Origin of the sequence: Nonomuraea rubra, from assembly GCF_014207985.1 — a bacterium.
Lineage (GTDB): Bacteria > Actinomycetota > Actinomycetes > Streptosporangiales > Streptosporangiaceae > Nonomuraea > Nonomuraea rubra.
In genome coordinates this window covers 77,320-96,733 of record NZ_JACHMI010000002.1, presented here as the reverse complement: position 1 = coordinate 96,733, position 19,414 = coordinate 77,320, and the positions used below count along the sequence as shown (strand labels likewise).

The following is a 19,414-nucleotide window of genomic DNA, read 5'->3' as shown; positions in this document are numbered from 1 at the left end:
CGGCCGATGATCAGCCGCTGGATCTCGCTCGTGCCCCTCGAAGATCGTGTAGATCTTCGGCACGCAAAAGTCCCATCTGCGGCCGATCCCGCAAAATGGTCGCTCACCTGGGCAGATACTTGCCTTCACTTGTCATCGCTTGTCATCGCTCGCCACTTTCAGGCAGAACTGACACAGAACCAGGCAGAGGCCAGCGACAGCCCGAGACGCCATGGCCCCGGATCACTCTCTGTGATCCGGGGCCACATCTTCCACGGTCAGCTGGCCTGCTCGGCGTACAACGACTCCTCCCAGGCGCTCACGTCCGCGATCTTGTAACGCACGTACCTGCCAACCCTCATGAAGCGCGGCCCTCCGCCACGAGAGTTCCACTGGTACACCGTCGAGACAGGCACCCCCACGCGTTCCGCCAGGTCCTCTGGAGTCAGGTGCTTCTCTGCCACCGTTGTCCCTCCGCTAGCCAGCCGCCACGTTGAGCAGCGGCCCGCATTTGTCACGCTTTCGCACTACCTTCCATCGTAAGCATATGACGCATATGACGCGTCTGACGCACCTCAAGCCATCCATTACATCGAGCGACTGGATTACGCCTAAGAGTGGTCGTACTCTTGCAAGAGCCCCCACCCGAAAGAGGACCCGGATGGACAGCTTCCAGGAGGGCCACGACAGGCATCGCCGATTGGTGGCCGAGCAGGGCAAAAAATCCATTGTCGATCAGTCGCAACGTGAGCCCGTGCCGCTAGACACCTTGGGCAAGAAGGTCTTCGCAGGCATCGCAACGGTTCTCTTCGTAGCGTTCGTCATCTTCGCGATCTATTACGACTCCTTGCCCTGAACCGTTTCCTCTCCTCTCCAGCCAGCTTGGGAGAGGGCCCGAACCGCCCAGCTTGACCATGAGCCTGAAGACAGCACCACAAGACCAGAAGCCACCAGCGCCGTACCACCGATCACACCCCACGTAGTGACCCCCAAACCCCACAGCGCGACGGCCGTCAGCGATGGGCCAACCACGCCCGCTCCGTGCCGCTCTAGCTTCTCGAGGGCCGCGCCGACCGCTACGAGGATGAGCGGCACGGTCACCGCCAGATTTGAGTTGGCCACCTGCGCAAGCGGCGCGGCCGCCCAGACGACCGCCAGCCACGCCGCCACCAACTCGATCCGAGCGAGCATCCTCATCGGGCCTCCAGACGCTCCAAAATCTCCTCAGGAAGGGCGTACGCCTCTCCCCCGTCCTTGCCGACCAGCCACACCCGCCCGTCCTTCACGAGCCGCTTGAGCTGCGTGTGGATCTCGCTCGGTGGTGCCGTTACCCGCCGCTTGAGCACCAGGTGCAGCAGCTCCCCCAACTCCAGAGCCAGGCCATCCGCGTCATCGAGCACGTCGATGATCGCGGCCTTCACGTCACCCGGCGTCGAACGCGGCTCGTCCCCCGCGGCCGCGGGCTTGCCCGTGCGCGGCTCGCGCCCATCCTTCTTCGCGCTGGTGTACTCCTCGATCCAGCCCATCGTCAGGTCGTCGATCTGGCCGGCGGCGGGCTGGCGGGCGATGTACTTCGGCTTCTCGGTGTACAGCCACCGCATCAGCGCGGCCCGCCGGTCGATTCCGGACAGGTAGGCCAGGCCCTGCGTCAGCTTCCCGTTCTTGAACGTCGCCGGGAGCAGCGACGGGTCCTGCGGGAGCCCCATCTGGTAGGCCGCGCCGGGCGTCTGCGTCCGCAGCGCGCACGCGTTCTTGCGGAGCTGCGCCCGCAGCGTCACCGACCCGCCCAGCTCGGTCATGTTCGGGTCCTGCGCGACCAGGACGATCCCGCCGCCGCCCTTACGCCAGGTCTTCGCGCCGGACGCGAGCGTAGCCACCGCCTTCTTGCCGTGCACGTCGTGCGTCAGCAGTTCCGGCGCCTCCTCCAGGACGAAGAAGATCCCTGTCATGCCGCCCGCGTCGGGGTCACCCGGCACCAGGTGCGTCTTGCCGATCCGCTCGTCGCCGTCCTCGTCCACCCATGGAATCCGCGCGAGATGGCGCACGCGGCGGCGCATCACCCAGTGCCACAGCTCCAGCTCGTCCGCGCAGTCGTCCTCGCCGAGGGCGCAGCGGTGGGTGCGGTCGTTCCAGTCCGGCATGGAGCCGCCCTGCGGGTCGAGCAGCACGGTGGCGACCTTGTCGGACTGGTGGGCCAGACCGAGCAGCGTCTCCACTGAGCGGGACTTGCCCGCTTCGGAGTCGCCGACAATGATGCCGTGCCGCATGCCGCCGGACTCTGTGAAGAACGCCCAGTGGGCCGGGGCGAGGTCGTAGAAGTAGCCGATGTGCGCGCGGCCGTCTGCGCCGATGCGGGGCTGGACGTCCTCGAACCGGCGCACCTGCGCCAGCGTGTCATCCTGCAGCAAGGTGAACAGGGCGCGGGAGTTGTCCCCCGAGGGCGACGGCTCCAGGACGGCGAGCTGCGTCGAGGTCTGGAACGCGGAGGCGACCTTTCCGGCCGCCTGCATGATGTCCTTGGTCTCCTTCTCGCCGGGCACCGCCCGGATCTCTGCGCGGTACCCGGCGTCAATCCGCTTCGGCGTCGTCAGCGTCATGCCGTCCAGCGCCTTGCCCTTGGCGGCCAGGCGCTCGTTGAACCGCGCGATGATCCGCGCTATCTCGGGGTCGAACGCGACCTGCTCGACGGTGATCAGCGGCTCCTCCTCGACCACCGGCGCGCGGCCGGGCAGGGGCAGGCGGCGGTGCCGCCGCCAGTGCAGCAGCGCGAACGTCAGCCAGCCGGCCACCCCGACCTCGACCACCAATCCGGTGGGACCGATCGGGGCGGTGGCGATGAGCCAGGCCGCGCCGAACGCCGCAGCGGCGACGTTCTGGCGGGCCTGGACTGCCTTTCGGACCGGGACCACAGCCGTGGCCGCCGCGATGAGGACGGCCACGGCCGGGTGGACCGGCAGCAGGTGGACTCCTGCTGATAGCGGTAGCGCTATTAGCCACGCGAACGGAGCCGCCATCACCATGCGGTATCGCTGACGGAACGCGACCCGCCTCACTGTGCGGGCGACCTCTTCGGTCGGCTTCTGCTTGCTGACCTTGGACAACGGGAGCTCCTTTCGCGTGGGTGGTGCTGGGCGTGCTGCGGACGTCAGCCCTCCGCGTACGCCTCCTTGTCGGCCACGTTGTCCACGCCGCCGACCGCCGCGTGAGCCTCGGCCACGGAGGACTGAGCGGCGGCCAGGGCCGCGATCTCCGCGTGCTGGGCGGCAAGCTGGGTCGCGGTCTCGTGCGCGGCCATCAGCGCCGCGATGAGCGCGCCGCGGCCCATGCGCTTCGACGCCAGGCCACCCATCTGGCCGTCGATGGCTGCGGCCACCTGCGTCATGTCGGTGCTGGCGGTCGCGTGGTCGTGCCTGAGCTGGGGGAATGAAACAAATTCGGCGTTCACGGTGGTCCCTTCGGGCGTGTCGTACATGGTCAGGTCGGTGACGGGCTTGTCAGTGGGCGGATGGTCGGCGGGCGCCGACAGCTCGGGCGTCTCCTCGGGTGCTTCCTCCTCGGTCTGCGGGGCGTCCTCCTCGGCGTCCTCGACCACCTCGGCCTCCTCGATCTCGCGGGTGGCCTGGTAGTCGCGGTAGGCCTGACGGGCACCCTCGGTAGCCTGGCGACCGATGCGGACTGCGCCACCGAGGACCTTGAGCAGTCCGTACGTTCCGCCCGCGACCGCCGCGGTGGTGCCGCCGACGATTCCGAAGGCGAGGGAGGTCCACCAGCGGAGGTTGCGCGGTCCCGGCGGGGCGCCAGACGCGGTCGGGCGGGTGAGGTACTTCTGGGCCTGGTCGTAGTGGGTGCGCGCGGCGGTGAAGCCGCGCCGGAACTCGAGCTCTGCCTGAGCCGTGCCGGCCCGGAGGCCGCCCATGGTGGCGGCGCGGGCGTCGGGGCGCTTGACCAGCGCGGCGGTGATGACTCCGGACAGGGCCAGCAGCAGGATGACGGTGATCACTCGCGGCCTCCCTCGACGTCGGCGGTCATGGTGTCCTGCCATGCCTTCTTGGCATCGCGGCCGAGATCGGCGGTGTTGATGCCGAAGACCGTGATGGCGCTGACGACCAGCAACGTGGGGATGACCGTGGCAACGATCGCGGTGGCGCGGCCGACCTTGTTCGACTTGCCCCAGACGTCCGCGAGCCAGATGGCGGCGCAGACGCCCAGCAGGATCGCCGGGATGACGGGGTGGAGACGGCCGGTGACCGCGCGGACGATGGCCTCGAAGAACGTGCCGATCAGGCCGACGCCGGCGACGAGCATCCACCAGGCGGTGAACTTCGGGGCGGTCTTCTTCCAGATGAATCCGACACCGAAGGCGAGCATCAGGGCGGTGACGCCGCCGAGTCCGACGAGCAGGTTGTCCACGGTGAGGGGTCCTTTCAGGCGAAGAAGTACAGGATGAGCGAGGCGACGATCGCGGCCGTGGTCAGCTCCGGGAGGAAGATCGTCATGGCGGGGATGTAGAACGCGGTGTACAGCAGCGCGCGGGCCAGCAGCAGCACCCGCCACGCCCACACCAGGGCGCGGACGTCACCCGGCAGCCACGACGGCGACCACCGCTCCCGGACGAACGTGACCGGGCTTGCCAGGTAGGAGGGCCGCTCGCGGGCGATCCAGTCCGACAGTGGGCCCTGGACGAACTCGACGAGCTGGTCCAGTCGCGGCGCGGCGGGCCTGGTGGGCGCCGGCGGCTGGTCGTCGCGCAGGGGCACGACTGGGGCGACCGTCTCGCCCTCGTCGGTGGCGGGCTGGGGCTGCTCGGCGCTCTGGTCGGGCTGCTCGTCCTTCGGCTTCGACTCGGCGGGGTACGGGGAGCGGATGCTGCGCATGTTCACCTCCTCTGGCGGTTGACGTCGTCGCCGCTGCTACGGAGTTCGGCGGCGTAGTGCGTGTAGAGCCGATCGCCCTCGGCCTCGTCGGCGTTGTGCACGTCCGCGAGTTCGGCCGTGAGGTAGCGGATGGCCTCGTGGAACGCCTCCTTGGTGGTGGGCGCGCCCGCGATGCGGGCGTGGAAGCGGGCCTTGCGGGCCTTGCGGCGGGTCGGCTTGGTGGGCACGTGACTCCTCCCGATCGTCACGGACGGTTACGGCTGGCGGGGCCGTGGTACGCTCTCGCGCACGTGCGCGCACGTACACCTGCGCGCGTTGGGTCGCCTCGCGGCGGCGGTCTGAACCTCTGGTCGGCAGTGAGAGCGGCCTGGCGGCTGGTCACGGACGGTCACGCCTGCATGAGGCTGGCGATCACGGTGTCCCAGTCGATCCAGGTCATCTCCTCCTGCTCCGGCACCAGCTCGTGCATGCCGACGAGGTGCCGGGCGAGCACGTCAGCGGGCGTGCGGAACACCGCCAGGAGCAGGTCCCCCTGCGTGATCCCGAGTAGCACGTACGCGCCGTCCGAGGACGGCTGGACCCGCAGTGCGGTGCGGTCCGGCTTCGACAGGCACTCGGCCCGACCGTTCAAGCCGTCCAGGAGAACGATCCGAGGCGCAGCCACCGTGAGGGGCCAGTCCTCGATCTCCAGACGGACGAAGAACGGGTCGTCCGTCCGGTAGGTCAGCCACCCGTTGTGGAACTCGTCGTTGGCCTCGTCCCACATGGGCAGGTAGCAGCCGAGTTCGGTCGTCTGGTCCGTCCGGTTGGTGCTCATCAGTTCGTCCCCTTGTCGTCGTTGTCGTCGGCGGACGAACTGTTCTCGTCCGCGCCGTCCGTGGCGGACGAGACGCTCGTCTGCAGCGCCCTCAGCAGCGCGCTGGCGCGCTCGTTGCTGATCGTCTGTCCGGCCGCCTTGACCCCGGCCGCGAGGCGGTCGCGTGTCAGCCGGACGCCGGCCCGCTGATGGTCGGCGAGGATCGTCCGTCCGAGCGGCAGCACGTCCGCGACGTCCGCAGTACCTGCGGACCGACCGCCCGTCTGCGCCGTCCGTCCGCCGTTCGTCCGCCCGGACGGGCGTCGTCCGTCCGGGCGCTTCCGGCCGCGCCGTCCGGCCGGACGGGACTTGCCGTCCGCGTCGTCCGGCCGCTTCTGCTCGGGCTCGTTGTCCGTCGTCCGTCCGCCGTCCGTCCGGCTGTCGTCCGCGCTGTCCGTCTGCGCACCGTCCGTCCGCTCGTCCGCCGGACGAAGCTCGACGGGCGGCAGCGGACGGTACATCGGGAACATGCCGCCGCCGACGCGGTGGACGAACCGCGCGATCGTCTGCTTGGCCGCCAACGCGTCCGGGTCCACGCCGTACAGCTCCTCCGACAGGGCGGCGAGTTGGGTCAGCGCGAGCTCCAACTGCGTCCGCTGCGCGGCGACCACCGCCGTCTGCGCCTCGTCCACCGTCCGCCACGTCGTCCGGACGGCGCGGCGCGTCCGCACCACCTCGACAGCGACGTGCGGCGACTGCACACCCTCGCTGACCGCCCACTTGAACGCGGCGAACGTCTCCTTGGTGTGCAGCAGCCAGCGCAGCACGCTGAACTTGGGCGCCCTCGGGTCGATGAGCCCTTGAGCCCGTAGGTCCTGGCGGTGCAGGTGCCGAGAGTGCATCGACCACAGCCACGGACTCGCGAGCGAGCAGGCCGCGAACAGCTCCGGGTAGTCCTGCACGTGCGTGTACGACAGGTACCCAGCGCCCGCGCCGATCGCGTAGGACCACATGCGGGTGGCCCAGGCCGCGTCGCCTTCCCGCAGCGCCACGTGGGCGTGCCAGGAGACGTACACGGCGACGGACTCGACGATCCCGGCCGCGAGGATGGCCCACAGCGGCGGGAGCCCGCGCTGCATGAACGACATCGCCTGACCGCTGACAGCGACGAGGTTGACGCCGAGGTTCGTCGTGCTCATGACCAGCAGGCGGCCGGCCGTCCGGGTGCGCTCGGTCCAGACCTCACGCCGCTTTCGCCACTTCGCGCGGTTACGCTCGGCCTCGGCGTCGGCCTCGGCGGCGATCCGGGTCTGCTCCTGCTCGGCGAGCTCGCCCGCCCGCTCGGACAGGGCGGCGCGGTGCTCGGCCTCTTCGAGCTCTTGCTTGCGCCGGGCCGCTTCGCGAAGCTCCGCCTGCTCCAGGCGGATGCGCTCCGCCTCAAGCCGTGCGTGCTCGCGGTTCGGGTTCGGGGCGAGCAGTCTCACGCCGCCACCTCGTAGAAGCCGATGCCGAGGCGGCGGCGCTCGGTCGGGGTGGTGCCGCCGATGACGCCCCAGGCGTCGAACGGCAGCTCCCGCGCCCGGTTCACGCACTCGCCGGCCAGGCCGGTGAACGGGCACCCAGCGCAGAGGCCGCGGGCGTAGTCCTCGTCGTAGGCCAAGCTGTCGTCGAGGGGGTACCAGTCGTCGGGGTCGGTGCCGGGCTGGCGGCACTTGGCGTCGCTGGTGAGGATCGCGTCGAAGTCAGGGGTGGGGTCGGATGTGACAACGCCGAACGGCGATGCCACGATGTGGCTGGACATCGGGTCTCGGTTCCTTTCACGAGGGTGGAGAGACCTGGTGTTCAGGGCCCCGCCTGGAAGTGGAGTTCCGGGTGTGGGCCCGCAGGGGCTTGTGGTGTGCGGCTTTCCGGTGGAGCGGAGGGCCGCTTTTTCGTGCTCTGCTACGCTGTGTTTACTAGTAAACAGCGTTGCACTAGCCATGCTGCATCACCGGACGATCACTGTCAAGCCGCGCAGGTGAGAAGCACCCACCGCACCGCCGTACTACGATCAACGCCAGTCAGAACAGCCCAACGAAGGAGCCCGCCCGTGCCCGTCGCGAGGTTTCCCGAGGTCCTAGCCGACCTCCGGACCAAGATCCTCGACGGCACCCATCCCCCGGGCGAACCCCTCCCCCACACTGAAGACCTCATGCGCGCCTACGGCGTCAGCAGACAGGTCATCACCAACACCATGCGGGCCCTCAAGGAAGAGGGGCTGATCTGGCGCGTCGCCAACAAAGGCATGATCGTCCTCGGACCAGCCGTCGCCATCCAGATCCCCATGGCCATCGACTTCCGCGACGAGCCCACCGCGTGGGCAGCCGCGTGCCAGCGAGCCGGGATCACCGGCCACCTAACAACCGTCAATAGCCGTGCCACGCCCGCGACTGAGGAGGTCTCCCACATCCTCCGTCTCCCGGCCAAGGCAAAAGTGATCATCGGCGAGATACGCGGCGACATAGAAGGCCAACTCGTGTGCCTCGATCAGTTGTACTGGTCAATGGAGCGGCACGACGCCAGCAGCTACGACGTGGAGCGCTCAACGGCCCTTGTAGAGCTGCAGACCCGTGTCCGTACGGCCAGCCCGAAGGAGGCACTGACGTTCCGGGTCAGCCGCGGCAGCCCTCTGTTCGACCTCACCCGCATTACCTACAACCAGGCTGGTCAGCCTCTTCAACTGCTGCGCCGGCTGGCCAACCCACAAAGGGTGCACATCGTGGATCAGCGGCTGCCGCTCACCTCGCCCTGAACGGCGGATCCTCCCGCTGAGCCCGCACCAGCACGTGATCTTCCAGACGACGAACGGCTGAGACACGAAAGCCTGCGGAAGGCAGTTCGCCTCCCGGCGAGGAGGCAGCGCGGCCAGGCAGGTGGACAAGGATCTCGTCAACCAGACCCGCATTGGCGTACAGCTCGGCGAGTCCACGTGCACTGAGCATCAGCAGCGACCGGACTCCCGCTGCGTAGAGGGCCTGCAGCACCTTCTCCGGACTGCCCTGCGGTAGTTCACCAGGCAGGACGAACGTGTCGCCATGCCCGCCCGGTGTGCCCTCCCGCAACTGCCCATCAGGGCCCACCACAACGTCGTACCCGTGCACGTCGAGGGCAGGGACCTGGCGGTGATCCTCGGCGTCGGCGCTGTACGCCCAGGTGACGAACGGGGTACCCCGTCCCAGCGCGGTCAGCCAGGGACGCAGGACCAGCTCGGCCTCGTCGGCCAACACCCCGACCTCGACGTCTACCCCCGCCCGGCGCAGCTCAGCCACGCCACCTTCTCCTCGGGACGTAGGGTCAACGACGGCAACCACTACACGAGCAATCCCAGCCTCGATCAACAGCGCGCGGCAGGCAGGAGCGCGACCCACATGGTTGCAGGGTTCCAAGGTCACCACAGCCGTCCCACCGCGTGCAGCGGCGCCCGCCGCCGCGAGGGCGTTGCCCTCCGCGTGCGCCTCACCCTTGCGACGGTGAAAGCCCTCGCCAACCACGCGTCCGCCAGCGTCGAGGACTACACAGCCCACCGGCGGGTTCGGGCTCGTCGTGCCGAGCCCCAGCGCCGACACCGCAATCGCACGCCGCATCGCGGCGACCTCTACTGTGGACGCCATCAGACTGCAGACGTGGCGTCGAGCTCGGCCAGGAACTCGGCGACAGGATCCAGGTGTGCATGACGTGCGAGCTGAGGCGCGACCGAAGTGACCATGGAAAGGATTCTGGTCGATCCGCTGTCCTGGGCAACAGTAAGCGCTTGTATCGCGGCGTTCGCCGCGGCTTCCGGCTGGCGCTCCGCAGCAAGAGCGACCGACAACCCGGCGTGGGCCAGCCCGCGGTCTCGTTGGTACGTCGGGGACAGATCCGTGATGGCGGACTCGAACGCCTGCACTGCTCGCCCGGGGCGCCCGAGCGTGAGCCAGACCCGGCCGCGCTGCATCTCGATGTACGCCGGCGTGCAGAAAGAGCCGTGGCCTGCCCGAGCGTCGCCAGCATCGTCCGTGGTCGCGCACTCGCGCGCGCGATCAAGCAGGTCGTGCGATGTCAGCTCAACTCCCTCAAGCGCCAATCCATGTGCCTGTTGCTGAAGAATCGCGGCCAACATGGGGCCAGCGACGTTGCCTTGCTCACGGCACGCGGCCTCGGCGAGACTCACCACCTGAGCGCCATTGCCCACCGATTGCGCCTGCTGGCTGCGCCGGAACAACGTCCACGCGACCATCGGACGGTCGCCGGCTTCCAACGCCCACTCCATCGCGTGCCCCGTCCAAAGACGGCTCGCGGTCAGATCGCCAGCGTCCTCATACAACCATGCCGCAGACTCGGCGTACTTGGCTGCGAGGCGGAGGGAACCGTCCCGAAGCGGAGGACGCACATGGCGAAGCAACGCCGTCAAGATCGTGAGCTGAGTGCAGACGCCGCCGAGGGCATGCCGCGGACCCAGCAAGTTATCTGTCCGAACCAGCGTGTGCCACTGCTCTCCCACATGCGAAAGCAGCTCCTCGGTATGGCTCGGAGATAGACGCTGCATGCGGCGATCCACCAGCGGGTCCTCAAGGGGTACAGGCAGAGCCAGCGGATTCACCACCTTCGTGTCGTCGTGAGGCGGAACTGTAGCGGCCCTCGTCCGGCTTCGCGCATTCACGCGTTCAGGCACCAACTCCACGAGTTCGCCAGCAGCTTGCAGCTCGCCATCGAGCTTGTGAGCCAGCGGCAGAGACGGGCGCTTCAGGTCATTCGCGACTTTCGACAGATATCCGACGTCGTAATGGATGGCGGTGGCCAGCTTGCGCAATGAGACGCCGCGCTCCTCCATCAGCGCTCGCATCTTCTCACCGAAGCTAGTCATTGCCTGCCCACGCGTCGGAAACGGTGTTGACCTGTTGACCACTGTTGCCTGCTGACCGAAGGGCAACGGTCAACATCTCCCACGGTAGCCCTAGTCGGCGATTCCATGGCTGACAGAAGGCATATCACGCTGGCCAACCTGCTTGTCGGCCCTGATTCGCCTCCAAAAATGGTTCGGCCCCGGCCCGGTGCGTGAACACCGGGAAAGCCCGGGGCCTTGATCAGGAATCGAGGTCCTGACCCATGCAAAAGCGTAGAGCCATCCCGGCTCCACGGCACCACAACGAGCAAGCCTCATGAGCGCCAGCAGGGTGGCTCCCCACGACGCGGCCGGTGAAGGCCGCTATGACTTCTCCAGGCCGTCCATCGCCCGCGTCTGGGACGCCGCGACCGGCGGCAAGGACAACCTTGCTCCGGACCGGGATGTGCTGGGGGCACTGGAGCAGACTGCGGGACAGATCCGCACGGCCGCCCGCGCGCAGGTGGAGTTCGTCACCCGCGCCACCAGGGTGGTCGCCAAGGAGCACGGCATCCGCCAGTGGCTGAACCTGGGATGTGGCCTCCCACCGCAGAACGGCGAGACCACGTACGACACAGCCGTCCAGCACCACAAGGGGACGCGCGTCGTTTACGTGGACAACGACCAGCACGTGGCGGTCCATGGGCGCGCGATGCTCGACGTCCCCGGCGCGGCCAGCCTGATCGAGGGCGACGCCTGGGACGTGGACGCCGTGCTCAGGCACGAGGCGACGAGGAGCCTGCTCGACCCGGGCCAGCCCGTGGGGATGATCGCGACGGCGGTCGCGCATTTCGCGCCTGACGGGAAGAAGCCGGCCAGCATCTTGCGCCGCTACATGGCCCATTTCCCGTCCGGCTACTTCATCTTCAGCCACGCCCGGGACGACCTCCTGACGTCGGAGGAGCGGGCGAAGATGATCGCGGACTACAAGGCCACGGCCGACATCTATCCCCGGTCCCTGGACGTGATCAAGTCGATGTTCCTCGGCGGCCTCGAACTCCTTGAGCCGGGCCTGGTGGAAGCCTCCACCTGGCGGCCCGATACCGCGATGCCGCTCGACGTTGGCCGAGCTCACTTCGTCGCCGCGGTGGCGCGATTCGAGACGTTCGCCCGGTCCATGGCGGAGGCGTCGTGAATCAGGTCAGAGATCGTACGGACCGCGGGTGGGCGGATCGGCTGGAGCTGGAGACCGGCTACTGGTGGCTGGTTCTCCAGGTCGAGGAGCTGGTGATCGCGTTCTACCGGGGGTACTGGAACACGGCTGGCATCTACCACACAGGCGACTGGAACGACCCCGAGGCGCTGTGGACGTGCATCCGCGACACGCAGCGCCAGAGCCGTCGCTGGGCGATCCAGAACGGCCTACGCCCGGTACCTCCTGCCCTGAGCCATCAACTTCCCGACGCCCTGAGGAGGACGGTCGGGTGATCAGACGAGACGCGGCCAGGCTGGCGAGCCCGTGCGCGGTCGGGGCAGCTACGCCGCGTCTTGGCGTGACCGGCCTTGATTGCTCATCCATGGCCGGTCACGCGCTACCGGCGCGGGTTTCCGGAAATCCAGCACCGTCGTGGCCCGCGCCGGCCGGCGCTCGCCGCTCCCAGTGGGATGGCCACTGGGAGCGGCGAGGACCACACTCCCCTGGGCGACGCCTCCCTGCACGAGCCAGGCGCTTGTTGCCCGGTTACGGCGTCGAGGAGACCGAGGAATCCCCTCCGCGCGCGGCAACTCCCGAGTTACCCCGTCTCGGACCTGCCGCGTCTTCACCCCGCGCTCTCCCCCCTGGCCGGGGTGAAGGGGGCCGTGGGACGGCGTTCGCAACTGCTCACCCGCCGTCCCACGGCCGCACCTCACCAACCAAGTCACGAGCACAACCCGGTGATCCAATATGAGCCGAGACAACCCGACCACGAGGGCCCACCTGCAGCTTCACGCCCTCCGCTGCGAATACCCGGGCTGGACGATCATGCGTGGCCGTGAGAACGGCGCTGAGGTGTGGGGCGCCATCCCCCGCTTCACGATCACGAAGCCCATGCAGGCGGCGGGAGTCAAGCCCGTCCTGCGCGCGCCCGACTGCCACACGCTGGCCCCCGCGCTGTCCCAGCAGCAGCACCTCGCCCACATGTTCCGCGCCACCACCCGCGCCATGCACACCACCTGAAGGGAGGCACAAGCCGCCTGCCTCCCCGCCGCCCTCGGCTGGGCCCGGTCCGGGGCGGCCCCAGCCGTGGGACGGCGGAGAGCCCCTGCCGTCCCACGGCTGCCCTGCTCCACGAAGGAAACCCCTTGGACCCCTTCATCGCCCACCCCTACTACATCCCCAACGGCCCGCTACGACCATGGGTCCGAACGCTGATGCGTCGGCTCGGCTGGAAGGAGACGCCCATGAGGGCAGAGCCCTACAGAGGGCTCGCCGACGACTATCACACGCTCCTCGGCGACCTGGCCGAACACACCTGGCGCGTCGGCATCCTGCCCGAGGCCGCGCAGACCCAGCCGCGCCCCTCCGCGGTGGTCGTCGATCTCGGAGCAGGGACCGGCATCGGCGGCCGACTCCTGGCCACCCACCTGCCCCGGCCCACGCGCCTCGGCGTGGACCGCTCGGCGGCGATGCTCGCCCAGGCCGCCGACGCCTACGAGCACACGCTGCTCTCCTCCATCGACGCCCTGCCGCTGAGCGACGAGTCAGCCGATCTGATGGTGTCCGGATTCGACACCCTCAACTACCTGCCCATCCCCGCGCTGGGCCGGTGCCTGCGCGAGGTCGCACGCTGCTTGCGGCCGGGCGGCCGGCTCATCGCCGACTTGTCCTCTCCGCACCTGCTGCGCTGCCACTGGCGTGACCGCAGCGACGTGCAGGAATTCAGGGACAGCACCGTGCATTGGCGTCACCGCTACGACCCCGAGCGAGACCGGTGCGTCAGCGTCGTCGAGCGCCGAGACGCCACCGACGCGACCTGCTGGAGGGAGACCCACATTCAGTACGCGGTGGACATCGACCAGCTACACGACCTGGCCGCCGCAGCAGGCATGCACCTGGAACGCGTCCGTGACCTGGAAAGCGACCACTACAACCCTGCCGCGTTCACCCACGTGTGGACCCTGCGGAAGAAGGCGAGGTAGGCATGCCCCTGGCCACCGTGTCCCGCGAGCTGCATCACCACTTCGGCACGGACATACGCCCGATCACCCTGGCGACCCTCAACCGTGTCGATCTGCTGCCCACCTACCTGCAGGCCGGTGCCGACGTGCACGGCAGCCACAGCCTGTTCTACTGGCTGCGCGCCCGGGGGCGCGGGCATGTCGTGAGCCGCGACAACGCCGCGATGGGCCTGTCCTGGCGGGACGATGTGGAGCGGTTGATCGCCATCCGCCCGGTCGGCCCTCTTGACGCCGTGATGCGGCTCCTTGACGACGTCGCCCGCGTGGCCCATGACCGGGCAGAGCAACCCCTGGTCGTCCGATACTGCTCGCCAGCAGTCGCCGAACACCTGCGCACCCGAGGGTGGACGGAGATGAACGGGCCCTGGCACGCCGACGCGCCAGCCGACGACGAAACACACCCCGAAGTAATCGTCACCGCTCCCGCCGTCGAGCTGCCCGGCGGCCGCAAGTACAAGCCGCTGCGGGAGGCGGTGTTCCGGCACGCCTCCCGCTACCACTACACCGCCCAGCCCACACCGCTCGGCATCGGTGAAACCGCGCTCATCCACGCCGACGCGGCGCGGGCGGACGGCTACGACCTGCACGAACTGGGGTTCAACGACGCCGTCACGGCCAGCCTCATCTCCCTGCACCACGATCGGCTCACCTACCACTATCTGACCCGGCGAGACCGGCTGGCGGCCTTCGCCATCACCGCCGACATCACCGGCATCGCCCACGGCTACTACCTGGCCGCCCGCAGTGAACCGCGGCTGGTCACCTACTTCCTGTGGCTCATCTACCTCCAGCAGCGCCGCGCCGGCGCCTCGGCGCTGAACCTCGGCGGCTCGGAAACCGCGTCGCTGTTCGAGTTCAAGAAGCACACCTTCCCGGACCACATCCAGCAGCGCACCTGCCTGCTGCAAAGCCCCAGTGCGAGGTGAACATGCCCACCACCACGTTCTTCATCCACAACGCCGACGTCACGATGCCCGAGCGGACCTGCACCACGATGCTCACTCAGCAGGAGGAAGACACCTTCGTCCGCCAAGGCGTCGTCGTCCCGGACAGCCGCATCCCTGACGGCCTGCTCGGCCTGCTGCGCGAGGCGATCGACCAGCAGGTGGCCGAACGCTTCCCCTCGCCCGGGGACAAGACCTACGACAAGGAGTTCGCCGGCCAGTACGTCCGTGACCCGCACAAGCAGGACCCGCGCATCGCCATGATCCCGCTGGAGTCCTTCGGCCTGGCCGACTCTGTCCGCTGCCTGCTCGGCCCGCGCATCGTGCTGCGCAACTCGAACGTGCGCGTCACCCGCCCCCGGACCGGGGACGGGACCGTGTGGCACACCGACTACCGGCCGCACACCTCACCACCGTCACGCCTGGCGTCCGCGCCCACCGTGATCACCTGCCTGATCTACCTCGACGCAGCGGACGAGCGGACCGGCCCGCTACTGGTGGTGCCGAGCAGTCACCACCGCCTCGACCAGCCGCCGGCGACGGACGATACCTTCGACGACCAGGTCATGGTCCAGATCGAGCCTGGCCAGGTCGTGCTGATGAACGCCGCCCTGTGGCACCGCGGCGGCGCCAACCACAGCGAGCAGACGCGCCGCCTGCTCACCCTGCAACTGTCGTCGATCTTCATGCCGGAGTTCAATTTCGAGCCCAGCCTCCCCTCAGCCGCCTACCAACGGCTGCTCGAACAGGCACGCTCGCGTGAGGACGAGCCGCTGCTGGAACTGCTCGGCCACGGCGGGCTCAATCCGGTCAGCGCCCGCTACTGATGACACCAGGAGGAGGACGGATGATCCTTTACCGCGTGGCCGTCACTGTGGACCCCGCCCATCTGCAGCGCGCTCACCGCCTGTTCGCCGAGTTGGTCGATGTCAGCCGCCGAGTACCAGGAGTGATCGACTTCGACATCATGCAGGACCCCGGCAATCCCCATCGCTTCGTGTCGATCGAGGTCTACGCCGACGAAGAGGCGGTAGACCTCCAAGGCAAACTGCCGCAGCTCCATGCGGTGATGGACGCGTTCCCCACGCTGCTGATCACCGGGCCCAAGGGAACGAAGTTCATCGTGCTGGCCAGCGAGCCATGGCCATAGCCACCACCGCCCCGGCCCGCATGGCAGCGCAGCGAGCACGGAGTGTGAAAGCCTTGCGGCCTAGCGTGCTGCTGTTCCTCGCCCATACCTCGGAGACACGATCATGGCCCTGCCGAATGAGCCCGCCGACTCGCTCGCCTTCACCGCTGCGCTGGACCTCATCACGAAAGTCGAACCGCGCGTCGCCGAAGCGATCCGGCAAGAACTCCAGGACCAGCGTGAAAGCCTCAAGCTGATCGCCAGCGAGAACTACGCCTCACCCGCCGTCCTGGCCGCGATGGGCAACTGGCTGAGCGACAAGTACGCCGAAGGCACCATCGGCCGCCGCTTCTACGCCGGATGCCGCAACGTCGATACCGTCGAGCAGATCGCCGCCGAACACGCCACAGCCCTGTTCGGCGCCGCGCACGCCTACGTACAGCCGCACTCAGGCATCGACGCCAACCTCGTCGCGTTCTGGGCCGTGCTCGCCCAGCGGGTCGAAGCGCCGGCCCTGGCCCGCGCCCAAGCCCGTCACGTCAACGATCTTTCCGACAGCGAATGGGAAGAACTGCGCCGCGACCTCGGCAATCAGCGAATGCTCGGCATGAGCCTCGACGCCGGAGGCCACCTGACCCACGGCTTCCGACCCAACATCAGCGGCAAGATGTTCCACCAGGCCAGCTACGGCACCGACCCGGACACCGGCCTGCTCGACTACGACCAGGTGCGAGCCAAGGCCCGCGAGTTCCGGCCGCTCATCCTCATCGCGGGCTACTCCGCCTACCCCAGGAAGATCAACTTCCGGATCATGCGGGAGATCGCCGACGAGGTCGGAGCCACCCTCATGGTGGACATGGCCCACTTCGCCGGCCTGGTCGCCGGGAAGGTCTTCACCGGCGACTTCGACCCGATCCCGCACGCCCACATCGTCACGACCACGACGCACAAGACCCTGCGCGGCCCGCGCGGCGGGATGGTGTTGTGCCAGCCCGAACTGGCCGACCAGGTTGATCGCGGCTGCCCAATGGTGCTCGGCGGGCCGCTCCCGCACGTCATGGCCGCCAAGGCGGTCGCCCTTGCCGAGGCCCGCACGCCCGACTTCGCCCGCTACGCCGAGGCCGTCGTCGCCAACGCCCAGGCGCTCGCCGAGGGCCTGCGACGACGGGGCGTCAGCTTGGTCACCGGGGGCACCGACAACCACCTCGTCCTCCTCGACGTCTCCACCTTCGGGCTGACCGGACGGCAGGCCGAAGCCGCCCTGCTCGACGCGGGCGTGGTCACCAACCGCAACGCCATCCCGCGCGACCCCGCCGGCGCCTGGTACACCTCCGGCATCCGTCTCGGCACTCCCGCACTGACCACCCGAGGCCTCAACCAGGCCGACATGGACCGCATCGCCCACCTGATCCACACGGTGCTGACTGGCACCCAGCCCGCCACCACGCCAGACGGCAGCACCTCTCCGGCCAAGTACACCTTGGATGCGAAGGTCCGCGACCAGGTCAGCGAGGAGGCGGCCGACCTGATGGCCGGGTATCCGCTCTACCCGGCGGTCCGCATCAGCTGAGGAAAAAGCGAAAACGCCCCGCTCCTCCCAGGGGAGGAGCGGGGCGTCCATGTGAACGGTAAAAGCTATCGCTGGTCAGCCGGAAGGTCCGGCCGCGGCGTGTGCTTGGCCTTGAAGCCAGCCACGGCCGCCAGCGCGGTCGGCACCAGCGGCAGCGTGATCGCCTCGATCCAGTCGGGCAGGAACGCGATCACGCTGGGGTCGTCAGCGACCGTCTGAAGCACCGCCATGCCAGCGACACCAGCGAGGTAGGCCGTCAGGCCCATGACCTTGACCTTGGTCTCGACGGGCGGCTTGGAGTAGCTGATCTGGGGATCTGCGTGCATATGCCCCTCCTTCGGGACAGCCCGCCACCTCGGCGGGAGGGTTCGGGAGTTGGAGATCAGGCGCGGGGCGGCCACGACCACTGGCCGTGGTCGGTGCCCTGCGAGCGCGACGTCGCCCAGTAGGAGTGGTTACCGTCGAGGAACACCTGGAGATTCACGGCGGTCCCGGAACCCTCGTAGGTTCGCGTGATGATCGCCGGGAGGACGTCGCCGAGCTTGGCTGGCGACCGGATGACGCCCTGGCCGCCGAACGACTGCATCGACTCCAGGTTGATCATGCTGACGTCGTGGCCGGACAGCTTGTAGTGAACGATCCGGCCGATCGTCGGCGCGGTCTCGGTGGGGGTAGACATGGAAGTGCCTCCTGTCGAAAGCGGAACCGCAATTAGCGGCTGAACATGGCGATCTTGGCCATGGTCACCTTCTCGACGACCGCCGCGGCGTCGGTCGGGTTGATGATCCGGAGCCGGAGCTGGTTCTTGGTGTTGAGCGCGAACTGGCCGCCCACGCTGGACTCGACGCGGCCGTTGGCGTCGGCGCGGAAGGACAGCCTCCAGGCGTCGTCCTCGAACTCCTTGCCGTCCCGCGAGTAGCGCGACCAGGCTACGTCGATCTCCGTGCCCGGCTTCAGCCCGCGGACCTTCACCAGGCCGTCCACGATGCACCAACGCGCAGCCTTAGCCATGACGGCGACGCCGTCCGCGTTGTGACCGGGCGGGTCGTCCGTGTACTCGGTGTGCCAGCGCACCGCCAACTCGCCACCGGCCGGGACCGCCTGGTCATCACCGGCACCCAGAGAGATGACCTCGGGCACGTCGTCCTCCTGCTGCTCGATGGGCGTTCCGGGGTTCTTGATCAGCGCGGCTACGCGTGACCGGAACGAGTTCATGTTGATCGAGTGGGGGTCCACCTTGCCGGTGTTGACCTCCTTGTGACCCGCCACCCTGCTGGCGGGCAGGCCGAACTCGCGGCACAGCTCGGCGCACAGCGCGTAATAGGCGTCGAGCTGCACCTGCGGCCACGGACTGCGGCCGTCGTTCTCGGCCTCGATTCCGATGCTCGTGCTGTTCATGTGGTGCGAACTGGTGCTCGGCGCGTTGTGCCAGCACCGCCCAGCGGCGACGACCCAGATCCGGCCAGTGTGCTGCAGCCAGATGTGAGACAGCGGCCCCTCCAGTCCTGGCCTGCCGTTCACCACGACGTGCCGGTCATTAGACCCGGCGGTGTGGTGGCATACCACGCCCTCGACAGAGGGCTGCGGGCCGTGCCCGCGAGTCTTCCATCCGCCGACCTCCGTCACCGGAAAGCCGGTTGCGCGGGCGACGTCCGCGAGCTGCGTAAGCCAGGGCATGAGTTGCTCCCCTTGGAATTGTGTGCGGACACCTCAGGGTAGAGGCGCTGACCTCTACAGATATCTCTATGTAACCGATAATTACGTTCTGTCACGACTGGTGCGGCAATCATGAAGACTGACCCCGTAGCCCCTTAGATGGGAGAACACACCATGCGCCGCATCGCGATCACCCTCACCTCAACCCTGCTTTCGGCCGCAGCCATACTCGCCATCGCAGCAAGCCCGTCGGCTGCCCAGGACGACATCAACGTGCTGAACTGCAACTCGATCAGAGTGATCGACGTCCCGATACTCTCCACCAACAACGACAACATCGACTGCAGCCGGAATATGACCCACATCAACATCGGTCCCAAGATGTGAGCTACGTCGGGCGATCGCTG

At 68.3% G+C, this 19,414-nt stretch carries 26 protein-coding genes; 11 read left to right on the top strand and 15 right to left on the bottom strand.

What is annotated here, in order from left to right; translation table 11 throughout:
• Nucleotides 1–257: 257 nt before the first annotated feature.
• Entirely contained in the window at nucleotides 258–443 is a 186-nt protein-coding gene (locus HD593_RS60105) for a helix-turn-helix transcriptional regulator (RefSeq protein WP_185112918.1), read from the bottom strand.
• Nucleotides 444–640: 197 nt separating this feature from the next.
• Between HD593_RS60105 and HD593_RS60100 the strand changes: the two genes are divergently transcribed.
• Nucleotides 641–835: a hypothetical protein gene (locus tag HD593_RS60100; RefSeq protein WP_185112917.1), complete on the top strand. Its 195-nt coding sequence runs from the start codon at nucleotides 641–643 to the stop codon at nucleotides 833–835.
• Here HD593_RS60100 and HD593_RS60095 read toward each other — a convergent pair.
• The 9 genes from HD593_RS60095 to HD593_RS60055 all read right to left on the bottom strand — a co-directional run bounded on the left by HD593_RS60095 (nucleotide 817) and on the right by HD593_RS60055 (nucleotide 7,450).
• Entirely contained in the window at nucleotides 817–1,176 is a 360-nt protein-coding gene (locus HD593_RS60095; RefSeq protein WP_185112916.1) for a hypothetical protein, read from the bottom strand. The genes HD593_RS60100 and HD593_RS60095 overlap by 19 nt on opposite strands.
• Nucleotides 1,173–2,918 carry a hypothetical protein gene (locus HD593_RS60090; protein ID WP_185112915.1) on the bottom strand — a complete coding sequence of 582 codons (1,746 nt, stop codon included), beginning with the start codon at nucleotides 2,916–2,918 and terminating at the stop codon, nucleotides 1,173–1,175. The genes HD593_RS60095 and HD593_RS60090 overlap by 4 nt, the downstream gene beginning before the upstream one ends.
• Before the next feature lie 206 nt (nucleotides 2,919–3,124).
• Nucleotides 3,125–3,979: a hypothetical protein gene (locus tag HD593_RS60085; RefSeq protein ID WP_185112914.1), complete on the bottom strand. Its 855-nt coding sequence runs from the start codon at nucleotides 3,977–3,979 to the stop codon at nucleotides 3,125–3,127.
• Entirely contained in the window at nucleotides 3,976–4,389 is a 414-nt protein-coding gene (locus HD593_RS60080) for a hypothetical protein (RefSeq protein ID WP_185112913.1), read from the bottom strand. Before HD593_RS60080 ends, HD593_RS60085 begins: the two co-directional genes overlap by 4 nt.
• Before the next feature lie 14 nt (nucleotides 4,390–4,403).
• Nucleotides 4,404–4,853, bottom strand: coding sequence for a hypothetical protein (locus HD593_RS60075; protein WP_185112912.1), 450 nt, complete (start codon nucleotides 4,851–4,853; stop codon nucleotides 4,404–4,406).
• Nucleotides 4,854–4,855: 2 nt separating this feature from the next.
• On the bottom strand, nucleotides 4,856–5,080 hold the full coding sequence (locus tag HD593_RS60070) for a hypothetical protein (protein WP_185112911.1): 225 nt from the start codon (nucleotides 5,078–5,080) through the stop codon (nucleotides 4,856–4,858).
• Between the two features lie 161 nt (nucleotides 5,081–5,241).
• Nucleotides 5,242–5,670, bottom strand: a complete 429-nt coding sequence (locus HD593_RS60065) for a hypothetical protein (RefSeq protein ID WP_185112910.1) — start codon at nucleotides 5,668–5,670, stop codon at nucleotides 5,242–5,244.
• Nucleotides 5,670–7,133, bottom strand: a complete 1,464-nt coding sequence (locus HD593_RS60060) for a hypothetical protein (RefSeq protein ID WP_185112909.1) — start codon at nucleotides 7,131–7,133, stop codon at nucleotides 5,670–5,672. The genes HD593_RS60065 and HD593_RS60060 overlap by 1 nt, the downstream gene beginning before the upstream one ends.
• Complete coding sequence (locus HD593_RS60055; protein WP_185112908.1) at nucleotides 7,130–7,450, bottom strand: WhiB family transcriptional regulator; 321 nt, start codon at nucleotides 7,448–7,450, stop codon at nucleotides 7,130–7,132. The genes HD593_RS60060 and HD593_RS60055 overlap by 4 nt, the downstream gene beginning before the upstream one ends.
• Before the next feature lie 288 nt (nucleotides 7,451–7,738).
• Between HD593_RS60055 and HD593_RS64945 the strand changes: the two genes are divergently transcribed.
• Nucleotides 7,739–8,440, top strand: a complete 702-nt coding sequence (locus tag HD593_RS64945) for a GntR family transcriptional regulator (protein ID WP_185112907.1) — start codon at nucleotides 7,739–7,741, stop codon at nucleotides 8,438–8,440.
• Here HD593_RS64945 and ribD read toward each other — a convergent pair.
• On the bottom strand, nucleotides 8,427–9,272 hold the full coding sequence (ribD, locus tag HD593_RS60045; protein ID WP_246549854.1) for a bifunctional diaminohydroxyphosphoribosylaminopyrimidine deaminase/5-amino-6-(5-phosphoribosylamino)uracil reductase RibD: 846 nt from the start codon (nucleotides 9,270–9,272) through the stop codon (nucleotides 8,427–8,429). The genes HD593_RS64945 and ribD overlap by 14 nt on opposite strands.
• Before the next feature lie 26 nt (nucleotides 9,273–9,298).
• Nucleotides 9,299–10,510 (bottom strand): helix-turn-helix domain-containing protein, encoded by a 1,212-nt coding sequence (locus tag HD593_RS60040; protein ID WP_185112905.1) that lies wholly within the window; start codon nucleotides 10,508–10,510, stop codon nucleotides 9,299–9,301.
• 316 nt (nucleotides 10,511–10,826) lie between these two features.
• On the opposite strand from HD593_RS60040, the gene HD593_RS60035 reads away from it, so the two are divergent.
• The 8 genes from HD593_RS60035 to HD593_RS60000 all read left to right on the top strand — a co-directional run bounded on the left by HD593_RS60035 (nucleotide 10,827) and on the right by HD593_RS60000 (nucleotide 17,351).
• Complete coding sequence (locus tag HD593_RS60035; protein WP_185112904.1) at nucleotides 10,827–11,684, top strand: SAM-dependent methyltransferase; 858 nt, start codon at nucleotides 10,827–10,829, stop codon at nucleotides 11,682–11,684.
• Nucleotides 11,681–11,977 carry a hypothetical protein gene (locus HD593_RS60030; RefSeq protein WP_185112903.1) on the top strand — a complete coding sequence of 99 codons (297 nt, stop codon included), beginning with the start codon at nucleotides 11,681–11,683 and terminating at the stop codon, nucleotides 11,975–11,977. The genes HD593_RS60035 and HD593_RS60030 overlap by 4 nt, the downstream gene beginning before the upstream one ends.
• Before the next feature lie 457 nt (nucleotides 11,978–12,434).
• On the top strand, nucleotides 12,435–12,707 hold the full coding sequence (locus tag HD593_RS60025) for a hypothetical protein (protein WP_185112902.1): 273 nt from the start codon (nucleotides 12,435–12,437) through the stop codon (nucleotides 12,705–12,707).
• A 224-nt stretch (nucleotides 12,708–12,931) separates the two neighbouring features.
• The gene (locus HD593_RS60020) at nucleotides 12,932–13,669 is read left to right on the top strand and encodes a class I SAM-dependent methyltransferase (protein ID WP_185112901.1); all 738 of its coding nucleotides are present in this window, start codon (nucleotides 12,932–12,934) and stop codon (nucleotides 13,667–13,669) included.
• A 2-nt stretch (nucleotides 13,670–13,671) separates the two neighbouring features.
• Nucleotides 13,672–14,634, top strand: a complete 963-nt coding sequence (locus tag HD593_RS60015) for a GNAT family protein (protein ID WP_185112900.1) — start codon at nucleotides 13,672–13,674, stop codon at nucleotides 14,632–14,634.
• Nucleotides 14,635–14,636: 2 nt separating this feature from the next.
• Nucleotides 14,637–15,479, top strand: coding sequence for a phytanoyl-CoA dioxygenase family protein (locus HD593_RS60010; protein WP_185112899.1), 843 nt, complete (start codon nucleotides 14,637–14,639; stop codon nucleotides 15,477–15,479).
• A gap of 20 nt (nucleotides 15,480–15,499) precedes the next feature.
• Entirely contained in the window at nucleotides 15,500–15,802 is a 303-nt protein-coding gene (locus HD593_RS60005; RefSeq protein WP_185112898.1) for a putative quinol monooxygenase, read from the top strand.
• A gap of 103 nt (nucleotides 15,803–15,905) precedes the next feature.
• On the top strand, nucleotides 15,906–17,351 hold the full coding sequence (locus tag HD593_RS60000; protein ID WP_185112897.1) for a glycine hydroxymethyltransferase: 1,446 nt from the start codon (nucleotides 15,906–15,908) through the stop codon (nucleotides 17,349–17,351).
• 65 nt (nucleotides 17,352–17,416) lie between these two features.
• On the opposite strand, the gene HD593_RS59995 is transcribed toward HD593_RS60000, so the two are convergent.
• From HD593_RS59995 to HD593_RS59985, 3 genes are read right to left on the bottom strand one after another with little or no spacing between them, the layout of a single operon-like run.
• Nucleotides 17,417–17,677, bottom strand: coding sequence for a holin (locus HD593_RS59995; protein ID WP_185112896.1), 261 nt, complete (start codon nucleotides 17,675–17,677; stop codon nucleotides 17,417–17,419).
• Between the two features lie 56 nt (nucleotides 17,678–17,733).
• The gene (locus tag HD593_RS59990) at nucleotides 17,734–18,030 is read right to left on the bottom strand and encodes a hypothetical protein (RefSeq protein WP_185112895.1); all 297 of its coding nucleotides are present in this window, start codon (nucleotides 18,028–18,030) and stop codon (nucleotides 17,734–17,736) included.
• A 32-nt stretch (nucleotides 18,031–18,062) separates the two neighbouring features.
• Entirely contained in the window at nucleotides 18,063–19,028 is a 966-nt protein-coding gene (locus HD593_RS59985; protein WP_185112894.1) for a peptidoglycan recognition protein family protein, read from the bottom strand.
• Between the two features lie 153 nt (nucleotides 19,029–19,181).
• On the opposite strand from HD593_RS59985, the gene HD593_RS59980 reads away from it, so the two are divergent.
• Nucleotides 19,182–19,394 carry a hypothetical protein gene (locus tag HD593_RS59980; RefSeq protein WP_185112893.1) on the top strand — a complete coding sequence of 71 codons (213 nt, stop codon included), beginning with the start codon at nucleotides 19,182–19,184 and terminating at the stop codon, nucleotides 19,392–19,394.
• The last annotated feature ends 20 nt before the right edge of the window (nucleotides 19,395–19,414 follow it).

Bases quoted from the DNA above. Each gene is read 5' to 3' on its own strand.
- HD593_RS59980 (WP_185112893.1), top strand. From the start codon at position 19,182: ATGCGCCGCATCGCGATCACCCTCACCTCAACCCTGCTTTCGGCCGCA.
- HD593_RS59995 (WP_185112896.1), bottom strand. From the start codon at position 17,677: ATGCACGCAGATCCCCAGATCAGCTACTCCAAGCCGCCCGTCGAGACC.
- ribD (WP_246549854.1), bottom strand. From the start codon at position 9,272: ATGCGGCGTGCGATTGCGGTGTCGGCGCTGGGGCTCGGCACGACGAGC.
- HD593_RS60055 (WP_185112908.1), bottom strand. From the start codon at position 7,450: ATGTCCAGCCACATCGTGGCATCGCCGTTCGGCGTTGTCACATCCGAC.
- HD593_RS60040 (WP_185112905.1), bottom strand. From the start codon at position 10,510: ATGCGAGCGCTGATGGAGGAGCGCGGCGTCTCATTGCGCAAGCTGGCC.
- HD593_RS60035 (WP_185112904.1), top strand. From the start codon at position 10,827: ATGAGCGCCAGCAGGGTGGCTCCCCACGACGCGGCCGGTGAAGGCCGC.
- HD593_RS60075 (WP_185112912.1), bottom strand. From the start codon at position 4,853: ATGCGCAGCATCCGCTCCCCGTACCCCGCCGAGTCGAAGCCGAAGGAC.
- HD593_RS60025 (WP_185112902.1), top strand. From the start codon at position 12,435: ATGAGCCGAGACAACCCGACCACGAGGGCCCACCTGCAGCTTCACGCC.
- HD593_RS60005 (WP_185112898.1), top strand. From the start codon at position 15,500: ATGATCCTTTACCGCGTGGCCGTCACTGTGGACCCCGCCCATCTGCAG.
- HD593_RS60015 (WP_185112900.1), top strand. From the start codon at position 13,672: ATGCCCCTGGCCACCGTGTCCCGCGAGCTGCATCACCACTTCGGCACG.
- HD593_RS60020 (WP_185112901.1), top strand. From the start codon at position 12,932: ATGAGGGCAGAGCCCTACAGAGGGCTCGCCGACGACTATCACACGCTC.
- HD593_RS60010 (WP_185112899.1), top strand. From the start codon at position 14,637: ATGCCCACCACCACGTTCTTCATCCACAACGCCGACGTCACGATGCCC.
- HD593_RS60065 (WP_185112910.1), bottom strand. From the start codon at position 5,670: ATGAGCACCAACCGGACGGACCAGACGACCGAACTCGGCTGCTACCTG.
- HD593_RS59990 (WP_185112895.1), bottom strand. From the start codon at position 18,030: ATGTCTACCCCCACCGAGACCGCGCCGACGATCGGCCGGATCGTTCAC.
- HD593_RS60095 (WP_185112916.1), bottom strand. From the start codon at position 1,176: ATGAGGATGCTCGCTCGGATCGAGTTGGTGGCGGCGTGGCTGGCGGTC.
- HD593_RS59985 (WP_185112894.1), bottom strand. From the start codon at position 19,028: ATGCCCTGGCTTACGCAGCTCGCGGACGTCGCCCGCGCAACCGGCTTT.
- HD593_RS60100 (WP_185112917.1), top strand. From the start codon at position 641: ATGGACAGCTTCCAGGAGGGCCACGACAGGCATCGCCGATTGGTGGCC.
- HD593_RS60000 (WP_185112897.1), top strand. From the start codon at position 15,906: ATGGCCCTGCCGAATGAGCCCGCCGACTCGCTCGCCTTCACCGCTGCG.